The following is a 15,821-nucleotide window of genomic DNA, read 5'->3' on the forward strand; positions in this document are numbered from 1 at the left end:
TGCCCCATGACGACTTCCCAGACGACGCCGCCGGACCTGGCTCCCCGGCGGCGGCGCAGGTGGCGATATGCGGCCGGGTTCCTCGTCCTGGCGGTCCTGCTCGTGGTGGGCGGCCGGCTGGCCTGGACCTGGCTCAACCCGTTCGGAGAGCAGACCGTCGACCGCAGCCAGCCGGTGCTGCTGCAGTCCATCAAGGACCTCAGCCGGTTCGAGGCGGCCACGGGCACCTTCCAGGTCGTCGTCGACCTGGAGAAGGACGCCAAATTCCTGCCCGACGCGGTCAAGGGCACCCGCACGCTGTTCGTGGGCGCGGGCGGCGTCGACGCATACGTCGACTTCTCGGCCATGGGGGCGGGCGCGGTGACCGTGAACAAGGAGCGCACCGAGGCCACCGTCCGCCTGCCGCGCGCCCAGCTGGAGAAACCCAATCTGGACAACAGCCGCTCGTACGTGTTCGCCCAGCAGCGGGGCCTGCTCGACCGCGTCCAGGACTTCCTGTCGGGCTCGCCGGGCGACCAGCGTGAGCTCTACCTGCTGGCGGAGAAGAAGATCACCGAGGCGGCGGTGGCCAGCGACCTGCGGGCGCGGGCCGACGCCAACACCAGGTCGATGCTCACCGGCATGCTCAAGTCGCTCGGGTTCGCCAAGGTGACCGTGAAGTTCGCCGACGAGCCCTGACGGGCGTCCTTACCTGCCCGCGGGCCGCCCCACCCGAGGTGGAGCGGCCCGTCCGCGTTCCCGCCTAGGTATGCCGGGACGTCCTTAGTCCATGGGCACGGCTGCCTAAGTACCTCCCTACCTGCCCGAACCCCGGCAGATAGGACATCCGCCCGATGTGGCGGGAGGGGCCTTAGGAGGAGTCTTAAGAGTGCAGGGAACAAGGAACACGAACAGCAGGAGCATCGGATGAACGCCGAACTCGAGTACTCCGTCATGCAGCACCACGCCGCCGAACTCCGTCGGGCCGCCGCCGAGCAGCGGCGCGTACGGGAGGCGCTGAAGGGACAGCGTTCCGAGCGTCGTCACCGCTCGGTCTTCGCCAAGTTCCTGGCTTCATGACCGTCCACAAGCAGCCCGGCCGCAGCCTCCCTCGCGGCCGGGCTGAGATGCCCCCTTAGGGGGGCGCGCCGGTGCCGGATTCCTGGCCGGCCCGCGCGCAGCGTCACCGACACCCCGGTCCCGTTCCTGGTCGGACCGGGGTTTCGCGCGTTCACGCCGTACGTCGCGGGGGCTCGTACGGCGTGAACAGGACACTGACGGAAGATGTCAGTGATCGGCGCATACCGTCCGGGCATGGACAACAGCTTCGACTTCTTCGTCGGCACCTGGACCTCACGGCAGCGGCGGCTGCGCAAGGCGCTGGCCGGCAGCGACGAATGGTACGAGTTCTCCGGCCGCACCAGGTGCTGGAGCGTCCTGGACGGCGCGGGCAACATCGACGAGGTCACCTTCCCCAGCGAGGGCTCCGGCGGGGTGACCTTGCGCCTGTACGACAAGGCGGCCGGCACGTGGTCGCTCTACTGGGCCGGCAGCGCCACCGGCATGTCCCTGCCGCCCGTCGTGGGCCGCTTCGACGATACTGGCGTCGGCCTGTTCACCTGCGACGACGTGTACGACGGCAGGCCGATCAAGGTGGCCTACATCTGGTCGGACATCACCGCCGAGTCGTGCCGCTGGGAGCAGCGTTTCTCCCCCGACGGCGGGACGACCTGGGAGACGAACTGGATAGCCGACTTCACCCGCGCCTCCTGAATCCTTTTCGGCGGTCGGTGCCTCTCATGTCCGTACAACGAAACGAGACAATGGGAGCCCATCATGGTGATCGCCATCGCGGCCGGCGCTGCGGCCGTACTCATCTGCACGTGCGTGGTCGTCCTGCGGCGAAGGAGCAAGGAACGTGGCTGACCCGCGGCGCCTCGGCACGGCGGCCGGGCCCGGCGCCCCGGCGCCGGAGCCGGCCGGCGGCGGGCGCGCCTGGTCGGACGAGCAGCTGATCAACGCGGCCCGGGCCGGCGACGCCGACTCGATCGCCGCGCTGGTGTCCGGCGCCCACCCGCACGTGCGGCGCTTCGCCCACACGCTGTGCGCCACGCCGGAGGACGCCGAGGACGCCGCCCAGGAGGCGCTGATCGTCCTGTACCGCAAGATCGGCACCCTGCGCGCGTCCGGAGCGCTGGCCTCGTGGATGTTCCGGATCATCCGCAACGAATGCATCAGGCGGGCCCGCCTGATGCTGCGTCCCGGGCCGCCCGCGCCCTCCTCGGCCGCCGTGCGGTCGGCCGAGGAGGAGATGTTCGAACGGCTGGAGGCCGCGCGGGTGGCCGAGGCCATCGCGGCACTCCCCGCCGACCAGCGGCGGGTGCTCATCATGCGGGACGTGCAGGGGCTGAGCGGCCGCATGGTCGCCGACGCCCTCGGGCTGAGCGTCCCGGCGATGAAGTCCCGCCTGCACCGCGCCCGTGCGACCGTGCACGGCCTGCTGTCCCAAGGAGCCGTCCATGACTGAGCCCACCGCGGGGACGTCACTGCCCCGTCACCTGGCCCGCGGCGCGCTGGGCTTCGGCGCGCTGATCGCCTCGGTCGCGCTGATCCCGTGGACCGGGCCGGTCAGCCTGGTGCTCGCCATCCCCGGCGCGATCGCCCTGCGCGGCTGCCCGGCGTGCTGGGTGATGGCGCTGGTGCAGCTCGTCTCCATGGGACGCATGCAGCGCCGGTGCACCGACGGCGTGTGCGAGCTGGTCCCGGCGGGCGGGCGGCACACGGGCAAGGGCGCGGCCCATTGACCGCGCCCTGACCGGCGACCGGCCGCAGGGGCAGCGGACAGGCCCACCCGACGACAGCGACCGGGTGGGCCAGGACGGGTCAGGGCACGCGGATGATGAGCGCGTCGCCCTGCCCGCCGCCGCCGCACAGGCCGGCCGCCCCGAGGCCGCCGCCCCGCCGCTTCAGCTCGTACGCCAGCGTCAGCACGATCCGCGCCCCCGAGGCCCCGATCGGGTGTCCCAGGGCGATGCCGCCGCCGTTGACGTTCACCTTGTCCAGCGGCACGCCGAGCTCTTTGGCCGACTGCAGGACCACGCTCGCGAACGCCTCGTTGATCTCGATCAGGTCGAGGTCGTCCGCGGTCAGGCCCTGCTTGGACAGGGCGTGCTTGATGGCGTTGGCCGGCTGCGACTGCAGGGACGCGTCGGGCCCGGCCACGTTGCCGTGCCGGCCGATCTCCGCCAGCCACGGCAGCCCGAGCTCCTCCGCCTTGGCCTTCGACATGACCACCACGGCGCACGCGCCGTCGGAGATCTGCGAGGCCGACCCGGCGGTGATGGTGCCGTCGGCGGCGAAGGCCGGGCGCAGCTTGGCCAGCGTCTCGGCGGTGGTGTCGCCGCGGATGCCCTCGTCCTCGCGGACGACCACCGGCTCGCCGCGGCGCTGCGGGATCTCGACCGGGACGATCTCCTCCTCGAAGACGCCGTTCTTGGTGGCGGCGGCGGCGAGCTGGTGGGAGCGGGCCGACAGGGCGTCCTGCTCGTCGCGGGCGATGCCGAGCCGGGCGTTGTGCCGCTCGGTCGACTCGCCCATCGCGCACTGGTCGAAGGCGCAGAACAGGCCGTCGTGGGCCATGGAGTCGACGACGTCGGAGCCGCCGTACTTGACGCCCTTGCGCAGCCCCGGCAGCAGGTGGGGTGCGTTGGTCATGGACTCCATGCCGCCCGCGACCACGATGTCGAACTCGCCGGCGCGGATGAGCTGGTCGGCCAGGGCGATGGCGTCGAGGCCCGACAGGCAGACCTTGTTGACGGTCAACGAGGGCACGGTCATCGGGATGCCGGCCTTGACGGCGGCCTGGCGGGAGGGGATCTGGCCGGCGCCCGCCTGGAGCACCTGGCCCATGATCACGTACTCGACGGCCTCCGGGGCCACCCCGGCACGTTCCAGGGCGGCCTTGATGGCGATGCCACCCAGCTCCACGCCGGACAGCCCGGACAGGGCGCCGAGCAACTTGCCGATGGGGGTACGAGCTCCGGCGACGATGACGGAACTGGACATTGGCGGCGGCCTCCTGTGCTCACGAGGGGTTCTTTGACACCATACCCACGAGTAGGAGCTCGCCCGCTATGGAGGTAGGCCACACAATGTTCATGCGCATCGACCACATCGGGATCGCCTGCCACGACCTGGAGGAGAAGATCGCGTTCTTCTCGGAGACGTTCGAGCTGACCGTCGTGGCCCGCGAGGTCAACGAGGCGCAGGGCGTCAAGGAGGCGATGCTGCACATCGCCGACGGCGAGGGCGGGGGCTCCTACATCCAGCTCCTGGAACCGCTCTCCGACGACTCGCCGGTGGGGAAATTCCTCGCCAAACGGGGCGAAGGTGTCCACCATGTGGCATTTGGGGTTTCCGACGTCGCCGAGGCCATGACTAAGATCAACGAGAAGGGCGTGAGGGTGCTGGACGAACGTCCGCGGCACGGTTCGATGGGGTCGCAGATCGCGTTCCTGCACCCCAAAGATGTGGGAGGAATGCTCACCGAGTTGGTCCAAGCGGCCTCGCGCTAGCAAACGGAAATTTCGTACATAAGTAACTAGTCACGCAGAAAGCTGGACGGGGCCCGAAGGTGGCACCAGCGGAGTACGCTGGCTTCCCACCGGACAGGGAGCCTGCCGCGAGGCACAGGCTCCTGGCTCGGCTGCCCCGAACCCCCCGTCCGGCCCGTGTAGCCGTCTCGACAACCCAGGATCGAGCCTCCATGCAGTCCGACATCGACGCCCAGCTCAACAACTTCTTCGAGGACGCCCCGGCACGCGAGTTCGACGTCGTGCTCAGGGGCTACGACCGGCACCAGGTGCACGACCACCTCAAGCAGCTCGACCTGGAGCTACGCCAGTCCAGGGAGCAGGTCGCCAACCTGCAGCGCGATCTGTCCGACTCCCAGCGCCAGCTGCAGGAGCAGGAGCGTCCGACGTACTCCGGTCTCGGCGCCCGCATCGAGCAGTTGCTGCGCCTGGCCGAGGAGCAGGCCACCGAGCTCGTGCAGGCCGCCCGGACCGAGGCCAACGAGATCAAGGCCGCCGCCAAGGTGGAGGCCGCCGACCTGCGGGCCGCCGCCGAGGCCGAGGCCGCCGAGAAGCGGGCCCAGGCCACGCGGGAGAGCGACGACATGCGCTCCACCGCCGAGCGGGACGCCGAGGAGATCCGCTCCACCGCCCGCCGCGAGGCCGACGAGCTGACCAACACCACCGAGCGCGAGGCCGCCAAGCTGCGCGCCACCGCCGACCACGAGGTGGCCGAGAAGCGGGCCGACGCCGAGCGCGAGATCGCCAAGCTCCGCACCACCACCGAGCGCGAGGTGGCGCAGCTGCGCGCCTCGACCAAGCGCGAGCGCGACGAGGTGCTGACCACCGCCAAGCGGCAGGCCGACGAGATGCGCGCGCAGGCTCAGCGGGTGCTGGAGGAGTCGGAGGCCAAGCGGGCCCAGGACGAGGCCGAGTTCGAGATCCAGCTCGCCTCCCGCCGGGAGGAGGCCGAGCGCCAGGAGGCCGAGCGCCACGCCACCGCCCAGGCCAACACGCAGAAGATGGTCGCCGAGGCCGAGCAGCGGGCCGCCACGGCCGAGTCGCGCGCCACGAAGGCCACCCAGCAGGCCGAGCAGACGCGCCGCGAGGCCGACCTGCACGCCAAGCAGCTCGTCGCCAACGCCCGCAAGAGCGCCGAGACGATCATGTCGGAGGCCAAGAGCAGCGCCGAGACGATCGTCACCGAGGCGAAGAACGACGCCGAGCGCACCCGCACCACGATGCAGCGCCAGGTCGACGAGCTGACCAGGCAGCGCGACAGCATCACCAGCCACCTGGCCCAGCTGCGCCAGCTGCTCGGCGGCGCCGCCCTGCCGGGCCTGGAGCCGGAGCCCGCGGTCGCCGCGGCCCCGGCCAAGCCGGCCATCGCCGCACCGGCCGCCGAGCCGATCGCGCCGCCCACGACGCCCGCTCCCAAGGTCGAGGCCAAGAGCGAGGACGACGCGGAGTGGTGGCAGGAGTGACGGCGGGCTAGCACGGGAGACCGCACACGGGGGCAGCGAACGGTTGGGAAGAGAGCCTGGTGACCTTGGGTCGCTAGGCTCTCTTTCTGTTTCACCGACACCTCCCGTCCCCCTAGGAGCCCCCCGTGTCCGCAGAAACCGAGCCCAGGACCGCCGAGGAGGCCGAGGCGCCCCAGGAGTCCGGGCCCACCAAGGAGTCCGGGCCCACCGAGGAGCCGGGGCCCGCCGAGGAGCCGGCGCCGTACGGGCTGCCCGGCAAGCCGTTCGCCCGCGGGCCGTTCCTGTTCGGGCTGGTGGGCGGGCTGGGCGTGCTGACCGCCATCGCGCTCGCGCAGATGATCGAGAAGTCGCTCAGCACGATCATCCTCATCGTCGTGGCGATGTTCCTGGCCGTGGGCCTCAACCCGGCGGTCGAGGCGTTGCAGCGGCGCGGCCTGGGCAGGCGGCCGGCGATCTCGATCGTGTTCACCGGGGTGGTCGTGGCGTTCGCGCTGTTCGGCCTGGCCGTGGTGCCGCCGGTCAGCCAGCAGTTGTCGGAGTTCATCGCGGCCGTGCCCGGCTACATCACCGACCTGAGCAACCATCCGACGGTCCGCCAGATCGAGGCCGAGTACCACGTGCTGGCGCAGGTGCGCCAGTTCGTGACCAGCACGCTCGGGCCCGCGCTGGCCAGCGGCATCATGGGCGCGGGGCTGGTGGTGCTCAACGGCGTGTTCACCACGGTGACGCTGCTGGTGCTCATGCTGTACTTCCTCGGCTCGCTGCACACGATCAAGGAGTACCTGCTCAAGCTCGTCCCGGCCTCGCGCCGGCCGCGTACGTCGGCCATCACCGAGCAGATCCTCACCGGCATCGGCGGGTACGTGGCGGGCAACGTGCTCATCTCGGTCATCGCGGGCGTGCTGACCTGGATCTTCCTGTCGATCGCCGGGGTGCAGTACGCGCTCGCGCTCGCCCTCGTCGTGGCCCTGACCGACCTGATCCCGCTGGTGGGCGCCACGATCGGAGCGGTGCTGGTCACCGGGGTCGCGCTGCTGCAGTCGCTGCCCGCCGGCATCGCCTGCGCCATCTTCTTCGTGGTCTACCAGCAGATCGAGAACTACTTCATCTATCCCAGGGTGATGAAGCGCTCGGTGGACGTGACGCCCGCGGTGACGGTGATCGCGGCGCTGTTCGGCGGCGCCCTGCTCGGCATCGTCGGAGCGTTGCTGGCGATCCCGGTGGCCGCCGCCATCGCGCTGATCATCCGGGAGATCGTGCTGCCCCGCCAAGCTCGGTCCTGAGGAACTCGGTCACCGTCGCGTTGAACGCCTCCGGCTGCTCGACCGCGCTCAGGTGACCGGCCTTGGGGATGACCTCCAGCCTGCCCTCGGGCGCGGCCCGCGCCATGGCCTCGGCGTCGGCGGGCGGTGACAGCTCGTCCTCCTCCCCCACGACGATCAGCAGGGGCACCTTGAGCTCGCCCAGCGTGCCGAAGGAGTCGGGGCGCGCGGCCATGGCCCGTTGCGCCCAGGCCACGGCACCCGGCGGGGCCGACTGCACCAGGCCCTTGACCCGGCCGAAGACCATGGCCCTGCGTTCCTTGGTCGTGGGCCCGATGAGCGCCGGCAGCACCTCGCTGACCAGCACCTCGCTCCCCTCGTCCAGCACGGCGCGGGCGATGCGTTCCCGGTTCTCCCTGGCGGCGGGCGGGTCGGGGCTGGCCTTGGTGTCGGCCAGGACCACGCCCAGCACCCGGTCGGGATGCCGGCGGCAGAACGCCATGGTCACGTAGCCGCCCATCGACAACCCGCCGACCACCGCCCGGTCGATGCCCTCGTCGTCGAGCAGCCTGGCGACGTCGTCGGCCATCAGGTCGAGGGAGGGCTCGTCGTCGCCCAGCCGGGAGCCGCCGAACCCGCGCAGGTCGGGGGTGATGACCCGGCAGACCGTCGACAGCCCTTCGCGCTGGGCCAGCCACATCGCCGACGACAGCGGGAACGCGTGGAGCAACACCACCGGGAGTCCGCTCCCGGCCGATCTCGTGTAGAGCTGCACGGACCACACGGTAGCCCGGTTCACGGAGACATTCACTTATTGACCTATGCCGGTATACCGCGATAAGCCCGACCGCTGCCGGATTTGCCGTGCGGTGGTCGCGCACCGAGCACGCGGGCTCAGCCGATCGCGGTGGCCCCGCCGTCGACGAACAGCACCTGTCCCGTCATGTACGCCGACGCCTCCCCGGCCAGGAACACGGCCGGCTGGGCCATCTCCTCCGGCGTGCCCCAGCGCCGCATGGGCACGCCCGCGACCGTGGCCGCGGCGGCCGCCTCGTCCTGCCACAGGTTGCGGTTGAGGTCGGTGGCCGTCCAGCCGGGGCACAGGGCGTTGACCCGGACGCCCGCCGGCGCCCACTCGGCCGCGAGCGTCTTGGTCAGGGCCACCAGCCCGGCCTTGGCGGCGGCGTACGGGGCGAGCAGCGGAGCGCCGCGCGCCGCCACCGAGGCCACGTTGATCACCGAGCCGGAGCCGCGGTCCAGCAGGTGGGGCGCGACGGCGTGGCAGACGGCCATGGCGGAGTCGAGGTTGAGCCGCATCAGCTTGTCCCAGCCGGACAGGCGCAGGTCCTTGAACTCGACCAGGAAGTTCGAGCCGCCGGCGTTGTTGACGACCACGTCGAGGTGCCCGAGCCCGTCGATCGAGGCGGCGACGGCCGCGGCGGCCGCCTCGCGGTCGGTGAGGTCGGCCGGGATCACGACGGCCCGCCTGCCGAGCGCCTGCACCTCCTTGGCCACCTCGGCGAGGGGCTCGGCCGACCTGCTGACCAGGGCGACGTCGGCGCCCGCCGCGGCGTAGGCGAGCGCGATGGCCCGCCCGATGCCCTTCGACGCCCCGGTGACCAGAGCCGTCCTGCCGGACAGGTCGAACGCGCCCACACTGCCTCCTCGCTCGGAACCGAACAAGATTCTACAAATCTTGCCCGGCCAGCGCTATGCCCATACCACCCCGAATCACGACAGGACGGGCGCCGCGGGCGCGGCCGGAGCCTGCGGTGCGGCCGGCAGCCTCGCCCCTCGCGGCAGCAGCGACTCGCACGCCCTGACCGCCGCCCCGTACGTCGCCGACAGGGCGTCCACCCGCTCGCCGCCGATGCTGAGGTTGATCAGGCCGTCCGCGGAGACGGTGACCCCGGGGAAGCCCGGCAGCCCGTGGGCGCGCAGGCAGGCGGTGAACGCCTTCCCGCCGTCGCCCGGCCCGCTCTCCCCGTACGACGCCGCCGCCCCGCCCGCCACGGCGGCGAAGACCAGGGCGGCCAGGGCCACCCGCCTGATGGTCGAACCTTTCATGATGACTCCTCCGTCTCGTCCGACGCTCCCAGCGAACCCCGCCCCCGGTTACCGCCCGGGAACGACGGCGGTTACCCCGCTGTAACCCCGCTCTGGGCATGCTGGGCGGATCATGAGGGTGCTGATCGTCGAAGACCACGAGGAGCTCGCCCACACCGTGGCCGCCGGCCTGCGCCGCGAGGGCATGGCCGTCGACGTGGCGCTGGACGGGCCCGCCGGGCTGGAACGCGCGTCCGTCAACGACTACGACGTGGTCGTGCTCGACCGCGACCTGCCCGGCCTGCACGGCGACGACGTGTGCCGCAGCCTGGCCGCCGGCGGCCATCCGGCGCGCGTCCTGATGCTCACCGCCGCCGGGACCATCGACGACCGGGTGAGCGGACTGGGCATCGGCGCCGACGACTACCTGCCCAAGCCGTTCGCGTTCGCCGAGCTGGTGGCCAGGATCCGGGCGCTGGCCAGGCGGGCGCGTCCGGCATTGCCCGCGGTGCTGGTCCACGGCGGGTTGCGGCTCGACCCGGCCACCCGGGTGGCCACCCGCGACGGACGCCGGCTGCCGCTCAGCCCGAAGGAGTTCGCGGTGCTGGAGCTGCTGCTGTCGGCGGGCGGCGCGGTGGTCTCGGCCGAGCAGCTGCTCGAACGCGGGTGGGACGAGTTCGCCGACCCGTTCACCCAGACGGTGAAGGTCACGGTCAGCCGGTTGCGCCGCAAGCTCGGCGACCCGCCGCTGATCGAGACCGTGCCGCAGGCCGGGTACCGGATGGCCGGCCCCGCGCGAGCACCGGACTCGGACGGAGGTGCCCCGGCGTGCGCCGGACCGTACGGCTGCGGCTGACGCTGCTCTACAGCGGCCTGTTCCTGGCCGCCGGGCTGCTACTGGTCGCCCTGATCTACCTGCTGGCCGCGCACTCGCCGTTCCCGGCCGCGCCGGCCGCGCCCGCCCTGCCCGGCGGGCCCGGCCAGGTGGTGCCGCCGCCGCGGGTGGACGCGGCGTACCTGGCCGAGCAGCAGGCGGCCGGGCTGCGCAGGCTGCTGGTCAACTCGGTGATCGCCCTGGTCGTCATGGCGTTCGCGTCGGTGCTGCTGGGCCGGTTGACGGCCGGGCGGGTGCTGCGCCCGTTGCAGGACATGACGGCGACCGTCCGGCGCATCACGGCCGACCGGCTCGACCGGCGGCTGGCCGCCTCCGGCCCGGACGACGAGCTGAAGGAGCTGGCCGACACCTTCGACGACCTGCTCGACCGGCTGGAGGCCGCCTTCACCGCGCAACGCCGCTTCGTGGCCAACGCCTCCCACGAGCTGCGCACCCCGCTGACCCTGCAACGCGCCATGGCCGAGGTCGCGCTGGCCGACCCGGACGCCGGCGCCGCCGAGCTGCGCCGCGTCCTCGACCGTCTGCTGGCGGCCGGCCGGCACCAGGAACGGCTCATCGAGGCGCTGCTCGTCCTGGCCAGGAGCCAGCAGGGGCTGGACCACCGGGAGCCGCTGGACCTGGCCGCCGTCACCCGGCAGGCGCTCGACCGGCGGCCGGACTCACCGCTGCGGGTCGAGGCGACGCTGCGGCCCGCGCCCGCCTCCGGTGACCGCGCCCTGCTGGAACGCCTGGTCGTGAACCTGCTGGACAACGCGGCGCGGCACAACGTGCCGGACGGCTGGATCACGGTGACCACCGGCGTGCGGTCGGGCCTGGCCACGCTCGGCGTCGCCAACAGCGGCCCGGTGATCCCGCCCGACCGGGTCACGACGCTGCTCCAGCCGTTCCAGCGGCTGGCGGGCGGCCGCCGGGCGGTCGGCGACGGGCTGGGGCTCGGGCTGTCGATCGTCGCCGCCGTCGTCCAAGCCCATCACGGCACGCTGGAGGTGGTCGCGCGGCCGCAGGGCGGGCTGGAGGTGACCGTCAGATGTCCGTCGGCAGCGGGTACGCCCCCGGATTGACCCGCCGGACGATCTCGTTCAGCACGATCCGGACGTAGGGCTCGCCCACCCACAGGTGCTTGGCCCCGTCGACCCCGATGACCTCGGCCTGCGGCACCCTGGCGAAGCGCCGCCGGGCCTCCTCCGGACGCAGGTAGTCGTCGAACTCGGGCACCATCGCCACCAGCGGCCGGCCGAACCGGGCCCAGGCGTCGAGGTCGTCGTCGGTGGCCCTGTGCAGCGGCGGCGAGAGCAGGATCGCCCCCTCGACCAGGGGGTCGTGGGCCCACTTCAGGGTCAGCTCGGTGCCGAAGGACCAGCCCACCACCCACACCCGCGGCAGGTCGTTGAACTCGGCGTACTCCAGCGCCGCCGCCACGTCGAACCGCTCGCCCTCGCCGCCGTCGAAGGCGCCCCCGGAGGTGCCGCGCTCGGAGCTGGTACCGCGCGTGTTGAAGCGCAGCACGGCGAGGTCAGCGAGCGCGGGCAGCCGGTTGGCGGCCTTCTTGTAGACGTGGCTGTCCATGAACCCGCCGTGGGTGGGCAGCGGGTGCAGGGTCACCAGGGTCGCCACGGGCGGCCGGTCGAGGGGCTGGGCCAGCTCGCCGACCAGGGTCAGGCCGTCGGCCGTCTGCAGCTCGATCGGTTCACGCCTGGCGGGCAGCACGGTGGCCGCGCGAATCTCCACGGGGGTCCTCCTAGTAGCGGCTGCGGCCGGGGCCGCGGTCGAGTCTCTTGCGCCAGCAGGCCGGATGCCAGTGGCGGCGCTCCTGGTCGCCGCCCGGCCAGTCGGGCCAGGCGACCAGGTGCGGCCTGCCGCCCAGGATCTCCTGGTCGCAGCCGGGGCAGCGGTAGGTCTTGGTCGAGGACGCGCCCGTGAGCATGCGCACCTTCCAGTCGCCGTCCGGCCATTCCTCCACCTTGTCGTTGCCGGTGGGCAGGCCGAGAGGGCGGGAGTCGTCCCTCCGGCGGGCGCGGCGGGGGCTCATGAGCGGGGGAACTCGCTCACACCGGCCGTGACGAGCTGGTCGAGCAGGGGGGCGGGGGCGAAGGCGGGCTCGCGGTACTCGGCGTACAGGGCCCGCAGGCCGTCGCGGACCCTGGCCAGGCCGAGGTAGCCCAGCATCTCGAACGGGCCGGCCGGGTAGCCGCAGCCCAGCCGCATGGCGGCGTCGATGTCGGCGATGGAGGCGTAGCCGGCGTCGTACATGCGGACGGCGTCGTTGAGGTAGGGGAACAGCAGGGCGTCGGCCACGAACCCGGCCCGGTCCTTGCACGAGACGGGCACCAGACCGGCGACCCGCATCAGGTCGCGCGCCGCCTTGGCGGCCGCGGGCGAGGTGAGCGCGGTGCCGGCCAGCTCGGCCACCTTGTCGCCGACGACGTGCACGCCGACCATCCTGGTGGGGTCGGACAGGCGTACGGCGTGCTCGATCACCGGACGGTCGGTGCAGCGCAGCACGGTGTCGGGCGCGTCGGACGGCCCGAACCCGGAGGCCCGCAACCGCTCGCCGAGCCCGTGCACGTCGGGCCCGTCGATGCCGAACGTGATGACCGTGGACTTCTCCGGCTCCTTGGCCGGCTCCTGCGGCCCGTAGAAGCCGTGGCCGCTCTTGCGGCCGAGCCGCCCGGCGGTGACCAGCTCGCGCAGCAGCGGCGAGGGCGCGTGCCGGCGGTCGCGCGTCTCGTCGAACAGCACCTCCATCACCTCGTACGCGGTGTCGAGCCCGATCAGGTCGAGCAGCGCGAACGGCCCCATCGGCAGCCCCACGCCCAGCCGCATGGCGTCGTCGATGCCGTCGCGCGTGGCGATGCCCAGCTCCAGCAGGACGGCGGCGTGGTTCAGATAGGGCAGCAGCAGCCGGTTGACCACGAACCCGGCCCGGTCGCCCGCCGGTACGGCGGTCTTGCTCAGCCGCCCGGCCAGCTCGCAGATCTCCGCGACCACGCCGGGCGCGGTCACCACCGTGCCCACCACCTCGACCAGCCGCATCACCGGCGCCGGGTTGAAGAAGTGCATGCCGACCACGCGCCCGGGCCGGCCCGTGGCGGCGGCGACGGCGGTGACCGGCAGCGAGGAGGTGTTGGTGGCCAGCACCGTCTCGGGCTTGCAGATCCGGTCGAGGTCCTGGAACAGCGAGATCTTCAGGTCGAGCACCTCGGGGATCGCCTCGATCACGAGGTCGGCCTCGCGCAGGTCCTCGCGCGAGGTGGTCAGCGTGATCCGCCCCAGGATCTCGGCCCGCTGCGCGGCCGTCAGCTTGCCCCGGTCGGCCGCCCTGGCCGTGGAGCGCTCGACGTGCCCGCGCCCTCTGGCCAGCGCCTCGACGTCGGCCTCGACGCCGATCACCCGGAGCCCGGCACGCGCGAAGACCTCGGCGATCCCGGCGCCCATCGTGCCGAGCCCGACAACTCCCACCGTTTCAAACGCCATGCGACCAGTTTTCCAGAGCCGCTAAGGTGGACCGTCATGCGGCTGGTCATCGCGCGGTGCAGCGTGGATTACATCGGACGGCTCACGGCGCATCTGCCGATGGCGCCGAGGCTCGTCCTCATCAAGGCGGACGGGAGCGTCAGCATCCACGCCGACGACCGCGCCTTCAAACCGCTCAACTGGATGAACCCTCCGTGCAAGCTCAAGGAGGACGGCGAGACCTGGACGGTCACCCACGGCAAGACCGGCGAGAAGCTGGTCCTGACCATGGCGGAGATCATCCACGACTCCAGCCACGAGCTGGGCGTCGACCCCGGCCTGATCAAGGACGGCGTGGAGGCCCACCTCCAGGAGCTGCTGGCCGAGCACATCACGACCCTGGGCGAGGGCTACTCGCTGATCCGCCGCGAGTACATGACGGCCATCGGGCCGGTCGACATCCTGTGCCGCGACGCGCAGGGCGCGACGGTGGCCATCGAGATCAAGCGGCGCGGCGAGATCGACGGCGTCGAGCAGCTCACCCGCTACCTGGAGCTGCTCAACCGCGATCCGCTGCTCGCGCCGGTGCGCGGGGTGTTCGCGGCACAGGAGATCAAACCGCAGGCGCGCGTGCTGGCCACCGACCGGGGCATCGACTGCGTCACCCTCGACTACGCCGCCCTGCGCGGCATCGAGCCGGAGAACCCGACCCTGTTCTAGCCCTCCCGGCCTCGCAGCGGGCCGGGATTTCCCATGGCCTGACATTCCTGTGTTGACACGTCTCTCCTGGACGTTCTAGTTTCGACATATCGAGATTGGAGTGTTCATGGACGTTCCCGCGTATCTCAGCGGCGACCTGGCGCCCGTCCCCGACGAGATCGAGGCGCACGACCTGAAGGTCACGGGCGCGCTGCCCGCCGAGCTGACCGGGCGCTACTTCCGCAACGGGCCCAACCCCCGGCCGGGCGAGGATCCCGGCCACTGGTTCGCCGGGCACGGCATGCTGCACGGCGTCCGGCTGCGGGACGGGCGGGCCGAGTGGTACCGCAACCGCTGGGTGCGGACCAGCAAGTTCACCGACGACGCGCCGTTCGTCACCGACACCGGCGTCGACCGCGCCGCCGTGACGGCCAACACGCACGTCGTCCGGCACGCCGGGCGCATCCTGGCGCTGGTGGAGAACGGCCTGCCGCACGAGGTGACGCCCGAGCTGGCCACCGTGGGCCCGTGCGACTTCGGCGGACGGCTGACCACCGCGATGACCGCCCACCCCAAGCACGACCCGCTCACCGGCGAGCTGCACTTCTTCGGCTACGGGTACTTCCCGCCGTTCCTCACCTACCACCGGCTCTCGGCCGCCGGCGAGCTGGTGGAGAGCAGGGAGATCGAGGTGCCGGGCCCGACGATGATGCACGACTTCGCCGTCACCGAGCACCACCTGCTCTGGCTGGACCTGCCGGTGGTTTTCGACCTGAACCGCCGCGGCATGCCGTACGCCTGGGAGGACGACTACGGCGCCAGGATCGGCGTCACCCCCCGGACGGGCGGCCCGACCCGCTGGTTCGACGTCGATCCCTGCTACGTGTTCCACGTCGGCAACGCCTGGGAGGACGAGCGGGGGCGCGTCGTCCTGAACGCCGCCCGCTACTCCCCCGGCGCGTGGTCCGCCGTCTGGAAGCAGATCGGCGGCGCCGCCGACCCGGCCCGGCACGCGGGCGCCGCCGGCGCGGCCGCCCTGCACCGCTGGATCCTCGACCCGGCCACCGGCACGGCCACGGAGGAGGCGCTGGACGACCGCGGCGTGGAGTTCCCCACGTTCAACGAGGACCTGCTCGGCCGGCCCAGCCGCCACCTCTACACGGTGGGCGCCGACGCCGTGGTCAAGTACGACGTGCGCGACGGCTCCGCCCAGGTCAGGAAGACCGGCGGCGCCACCGGCGAGGCCGTGTTCGTGCCGGCCGAGGGGGCCACGGGCGAGGACGAGGGGTGGCTGCTGTCGATCGTCACCTCCGGGGAGTCGTCCGAGCTGCTGGTGCTGGACGCGAGCGACCTGTCCGACGTCGCCTCGGTGCGGCTGCCCAGGCGGGTGCCGGCGGGCTTCCACGGCTCGTGGTTCGCGGAGGGCTGACCG

At 72.3% G+C, this 15,821-nt stretch carries 18 protein-coding genes and 1 pseudogene; 12 read left to right on the forward strand and 7 right to left on the reverse strand.

Going from position 1 to position 15,821, the window contains the following annotated elements; all coding sequences use genetic code 11:
- Positions 1 to 6 precede the first annotated feature (6 nt).
- The 5 genes from ACFYYW_RS06770 to ACFYYW_RS06790 all read left to right on the forward strand — a co-directional run bounded on the left by ACFYYW_RS06770 (position 7) and on the right by ACFYYW_RS06790 (position 2,783).
- Positions 7 to 678 (forward strand): DUF4230 domain-containing protein, encoded by a 672-nt coding sequence (locus ACFYYW_RS06770; protein WP_387645927.1) that lies wholly within the window; start codon positions 7 to 9, stop codon positions 676 to 678.
- Between the two features lie 228 nt (positions 679 to 906).
- The gene (locus ACFYYW_RS06775) at positions 907 to 1,059 is read left to right on the forward strand and encodes a hypothetical protein (protein WP_352324303.1); all 153 of its coding nucleotides are present in this window, start codon (positions 907 to 909) and stop codon (positions 1,057 to 1,059) included.
- A gap of 234 nt (positions 1,060 to 1,293) precedes the next feature.
- On the forward strand, positions 1,294 to 1,752 hold the full coding sequence (locus tag ACFYYW_RS06780) for a hypothetical protein (protein WP_387645930.1): 459 nt from the start codon (positions 1,294 to 1,296) through the stop codon (positions 1,750 to 1,752).
- Between the two features lie 145 nt (positions 1,753 to 1,897).
- Positions 1,898 to 2,506 carry a sigma-70 family RNA polymerase sigma factor gene (locus tag ACFYYW_RS06785; RefSeq protein WP_364416309.1) on the forward strand — a complete coding sequence of 203 codons (609 nt, stop codon included), beginning with the start codon at positions 1,898 to 1,900 and terminating at the stop codon, positions 2,504 to 2,506.
- Positions 2,499 to 2,783 carry a hypothetical protein gene (locus tag ACFYYW_RS06790; RefSeq protein ID WP_387645933.1) on the forward strand — a complete coding sequence of 95 codons (285 nt, stop codon included), beginning with the start codon at positions 2,499 to 2,501 and terminating at the stop codon, positions 2,781 to 2,783. The genes ACFYYW_RS06785 and ACFYYW_RS06790 overlap by 8 nt, the downstream gene beginning before the upstream one ends.
- A gap of 79 nt (positions 2,784 to 2,862) precedes the next feature.
- Here the strand turns inward: ACFYYW_RS06790 and ACFYYW_RS06795 are convergent, their stop codons facing one another.
- A complete protein-coding gene (locus ACFYYW_RS06795) occupies positions 2,863 to 4,044 on the reverse strand; it encodes an acetyl-CoA C-acetyltransferase (RefSeq protein WP_364416302.1) in 1,182 nt (393 codons plus the stop codon).
- A gap of 86 nt (positions 4,045 to 4,130) precedes the next feature.
- Between ACFYYW_RS06795 and mce the strand changes: the two genes are divergently transcribed.
- From mce to ACFYYW_RS06810, 3 genes are all read left to right on the forward strand, one after another.
- On the forward strand, positions 4,131 to 4,553 hold the full coding sequence (mce, locus tag ACFYYW_RS06800; RefSeq protein WP_352350044.1) for a methylmalonyl-CoA epimerase: 423 nt from the start codon (positions 4,131 to 4,133) through the stop codon (positions 4,551 to 4,553).
- A 191-nt stretch (positions 4,554 to 4,744) separates the two neighbouring features.
- On the forward strand, positions 4,745 to 6,034 hold the full coding sequence (locus ACFYYW_RS06805) for a DivIVA domain-containing protein (protein ID WP_387645938.1): 1,290 nt from the start codon (positions 4,745 to 4,747) through the stop codon (positions 6,032 to 6,034).
- A 125-nt stretch (positions 6,035 to 6,159) separates the two neighbouring features.
- Positions 6,160 to 7,317, forward strand: coding sequence for an AI-2E family transporter (locus ACFYYW_RS06810; RefSeq protein WP_387645941.1), 1,158 nt, complete (start codon positions 6,160 to 6,162; stop codon positions 7,315 to 7,317).
- On the opposite strand, the gene ACFYYW_RS06815 is transcribed toward ACFYYW_RS06810, so the two are convergent.
- From ACFYYW_RS06815 to ACFYYW_RS06825, 3 genes are all read right to left on the reverse strand, one after another.
- Positions 7,277 to 8,071: an alpha/beta fold hydrolase gene (locus ACFYYW_RS06815; protein WP_352324294.1), complete on the reverse strand. Its 795-nt coding sequence runs from the start codon at positions 8,069 to 8,071 to the stop codon at positions 7,277 to 7,279. The genes ACFYYW_RS06810 and ACFYYW_RS06815 overlap by 41 nt on opposite strands.
- 119 nt (positions 8,072 to 8,190) lie before the next feature.
- Positions 8,191 to 8,952 carry an SDR family NAD(P)-dependent oxidoreductase gene (locus ACFYYW_RS06820; RefSeq protein WP_387645945.1) on the reverse strand — a complete coding sequence of 254 codons (762 nt, stop codon included), beginning with the start codon at positions 8,950 to 8,952 and terminating at the stop codon, positions 8,191 to 8,193.
- A 75-nt stretch (positions 8,953 to 9,027) separates the two neighbouring features.
- Positions 9,028 to 9,363 (reverse strand): hypothetical protein, encoded by a 336-nt coding sequence (locus ACFYYW_RS06825; RefSeq protein ID WP_387645948.1) that lies wholly within the window; start codon positions 9,361 to 9,363, stop codon positions 9,028 to 9,030.
- Between the two features lie 112 nt (positions 9,364 to 9,475).
- Between ACFYYW_RS06825 and ACFYYW_RS06830 the strand changes: the two are divergent.
- Positions 9,476 to 10,126: pseudogene (locus ACFYYW_RS06830) on the forward strand (response regulator transcription factor); the annotation flags it as partial.
- A gap of 44 nt (positions 10,127 to 10,170) precedes the next feature.
- Entirely contained in the window at positions 10,171 to 11,298 is a 1,128-nt protein-coding gene (locus tag ACFYYW_RS06835; RefSeq protein ID WP_387645951.1) for a sensor histidine kinase, read from the forward strand.
- Here ACFYYW_RS06835 and ACFYYW_RS06840 read toward each other — a convergent pair.
- From ACFYYW_RS06840 to ACFYYW_RS06850, 3 genes are read right to left on the reverse strand one after another with little or no spacing between them, the layout of a single operon-like run.
- Entirely contained in the window at positions 11,261 to 11,965 is a 705-nt protein-coding gene (locus tag ACFYYW_RS06840; RefSeq protein WP_364416292.1) for an alpha/beta hydrolase, read from the reverse strand. The genes ACFYYW_RS06835 and ACFYYW_RS06840 overlap by 38 nt on opposite strands.
- A 10-nt stretch (positions 11,966 to 11,975) precedes the next feature.
- Positions 11,976 to 12,266, reverse strand: coding sequence for an ATP/GTP-binding protein (locus ACFYYW_RS06845; RefSeq protein ID WP_352324289.1), 291 nt, complete (start codon positions 12,264 to 12,266; stop codon positions 11,976 to 11,978).
- Positions 12,263 to 13,711 (reverse strand): 3-hydroxyacyl-CoA dehydrogenase family protein, encoded by a 1,449-nt coding sequence (locus tag ACFYYW_RS06850; RefSeq protein ID WP_387645955.1) that lies wholly within the window; start codon positions 13,709 to 13,711, stop codon positions 12,263 to 12,265. The genes ACFYYW_RS06845 and ACFYYW_RS06850 overlap by 4 nt, the downstream gene beginning before the upstream one ends.
- 36 nt (positions 13,712 to 13,747) lie before the next feature.
- Between ACFYYW_RS06850 and nucS the strand changes: the two genes are divergently transcribed.
- Positions 13,748 to 14,410: an endonuclease NucS gene (nucS, locus tag ACFYYW_RS06855; protein ID WP_352324287.1), complete on the forward strand. Its 663-nt coding sequence runs from the start codon at positions 13,748 to 13,750 to the stop codon at positions 14,408 to 14,410.
- Positions 14,411 to 14,516: 106 nt separating this feature from the next.
- Positions 14,517 to 15,818 carry a carotenoid oxygenase family protein gene (locus ACFYYW_RS06860; RefSeq protein ID WP_387645959.1) on the forward strand — a complete coding sequence of 434 codons (1,302 nt, stop codon included), beginning with the start codon at positions 14,517 to 14,519 and terminating at the stop codon, positions 15,816 to 15,818.
- The last annotated feature ends 3 nt before the right edge of the window (positions 15,819 to 15,821 follow it).

The sequence above is a fragment of the Nonomuraea sp. NPDC001831 genome (assembly GCF_042892035.1).
In the GTDB taxonomy this organism is placed as follows: Bacteria; Actinomycetota; Actinomycetes; order Streptosporangiales; family Streptosporangiaceae; genus Nonomuraea.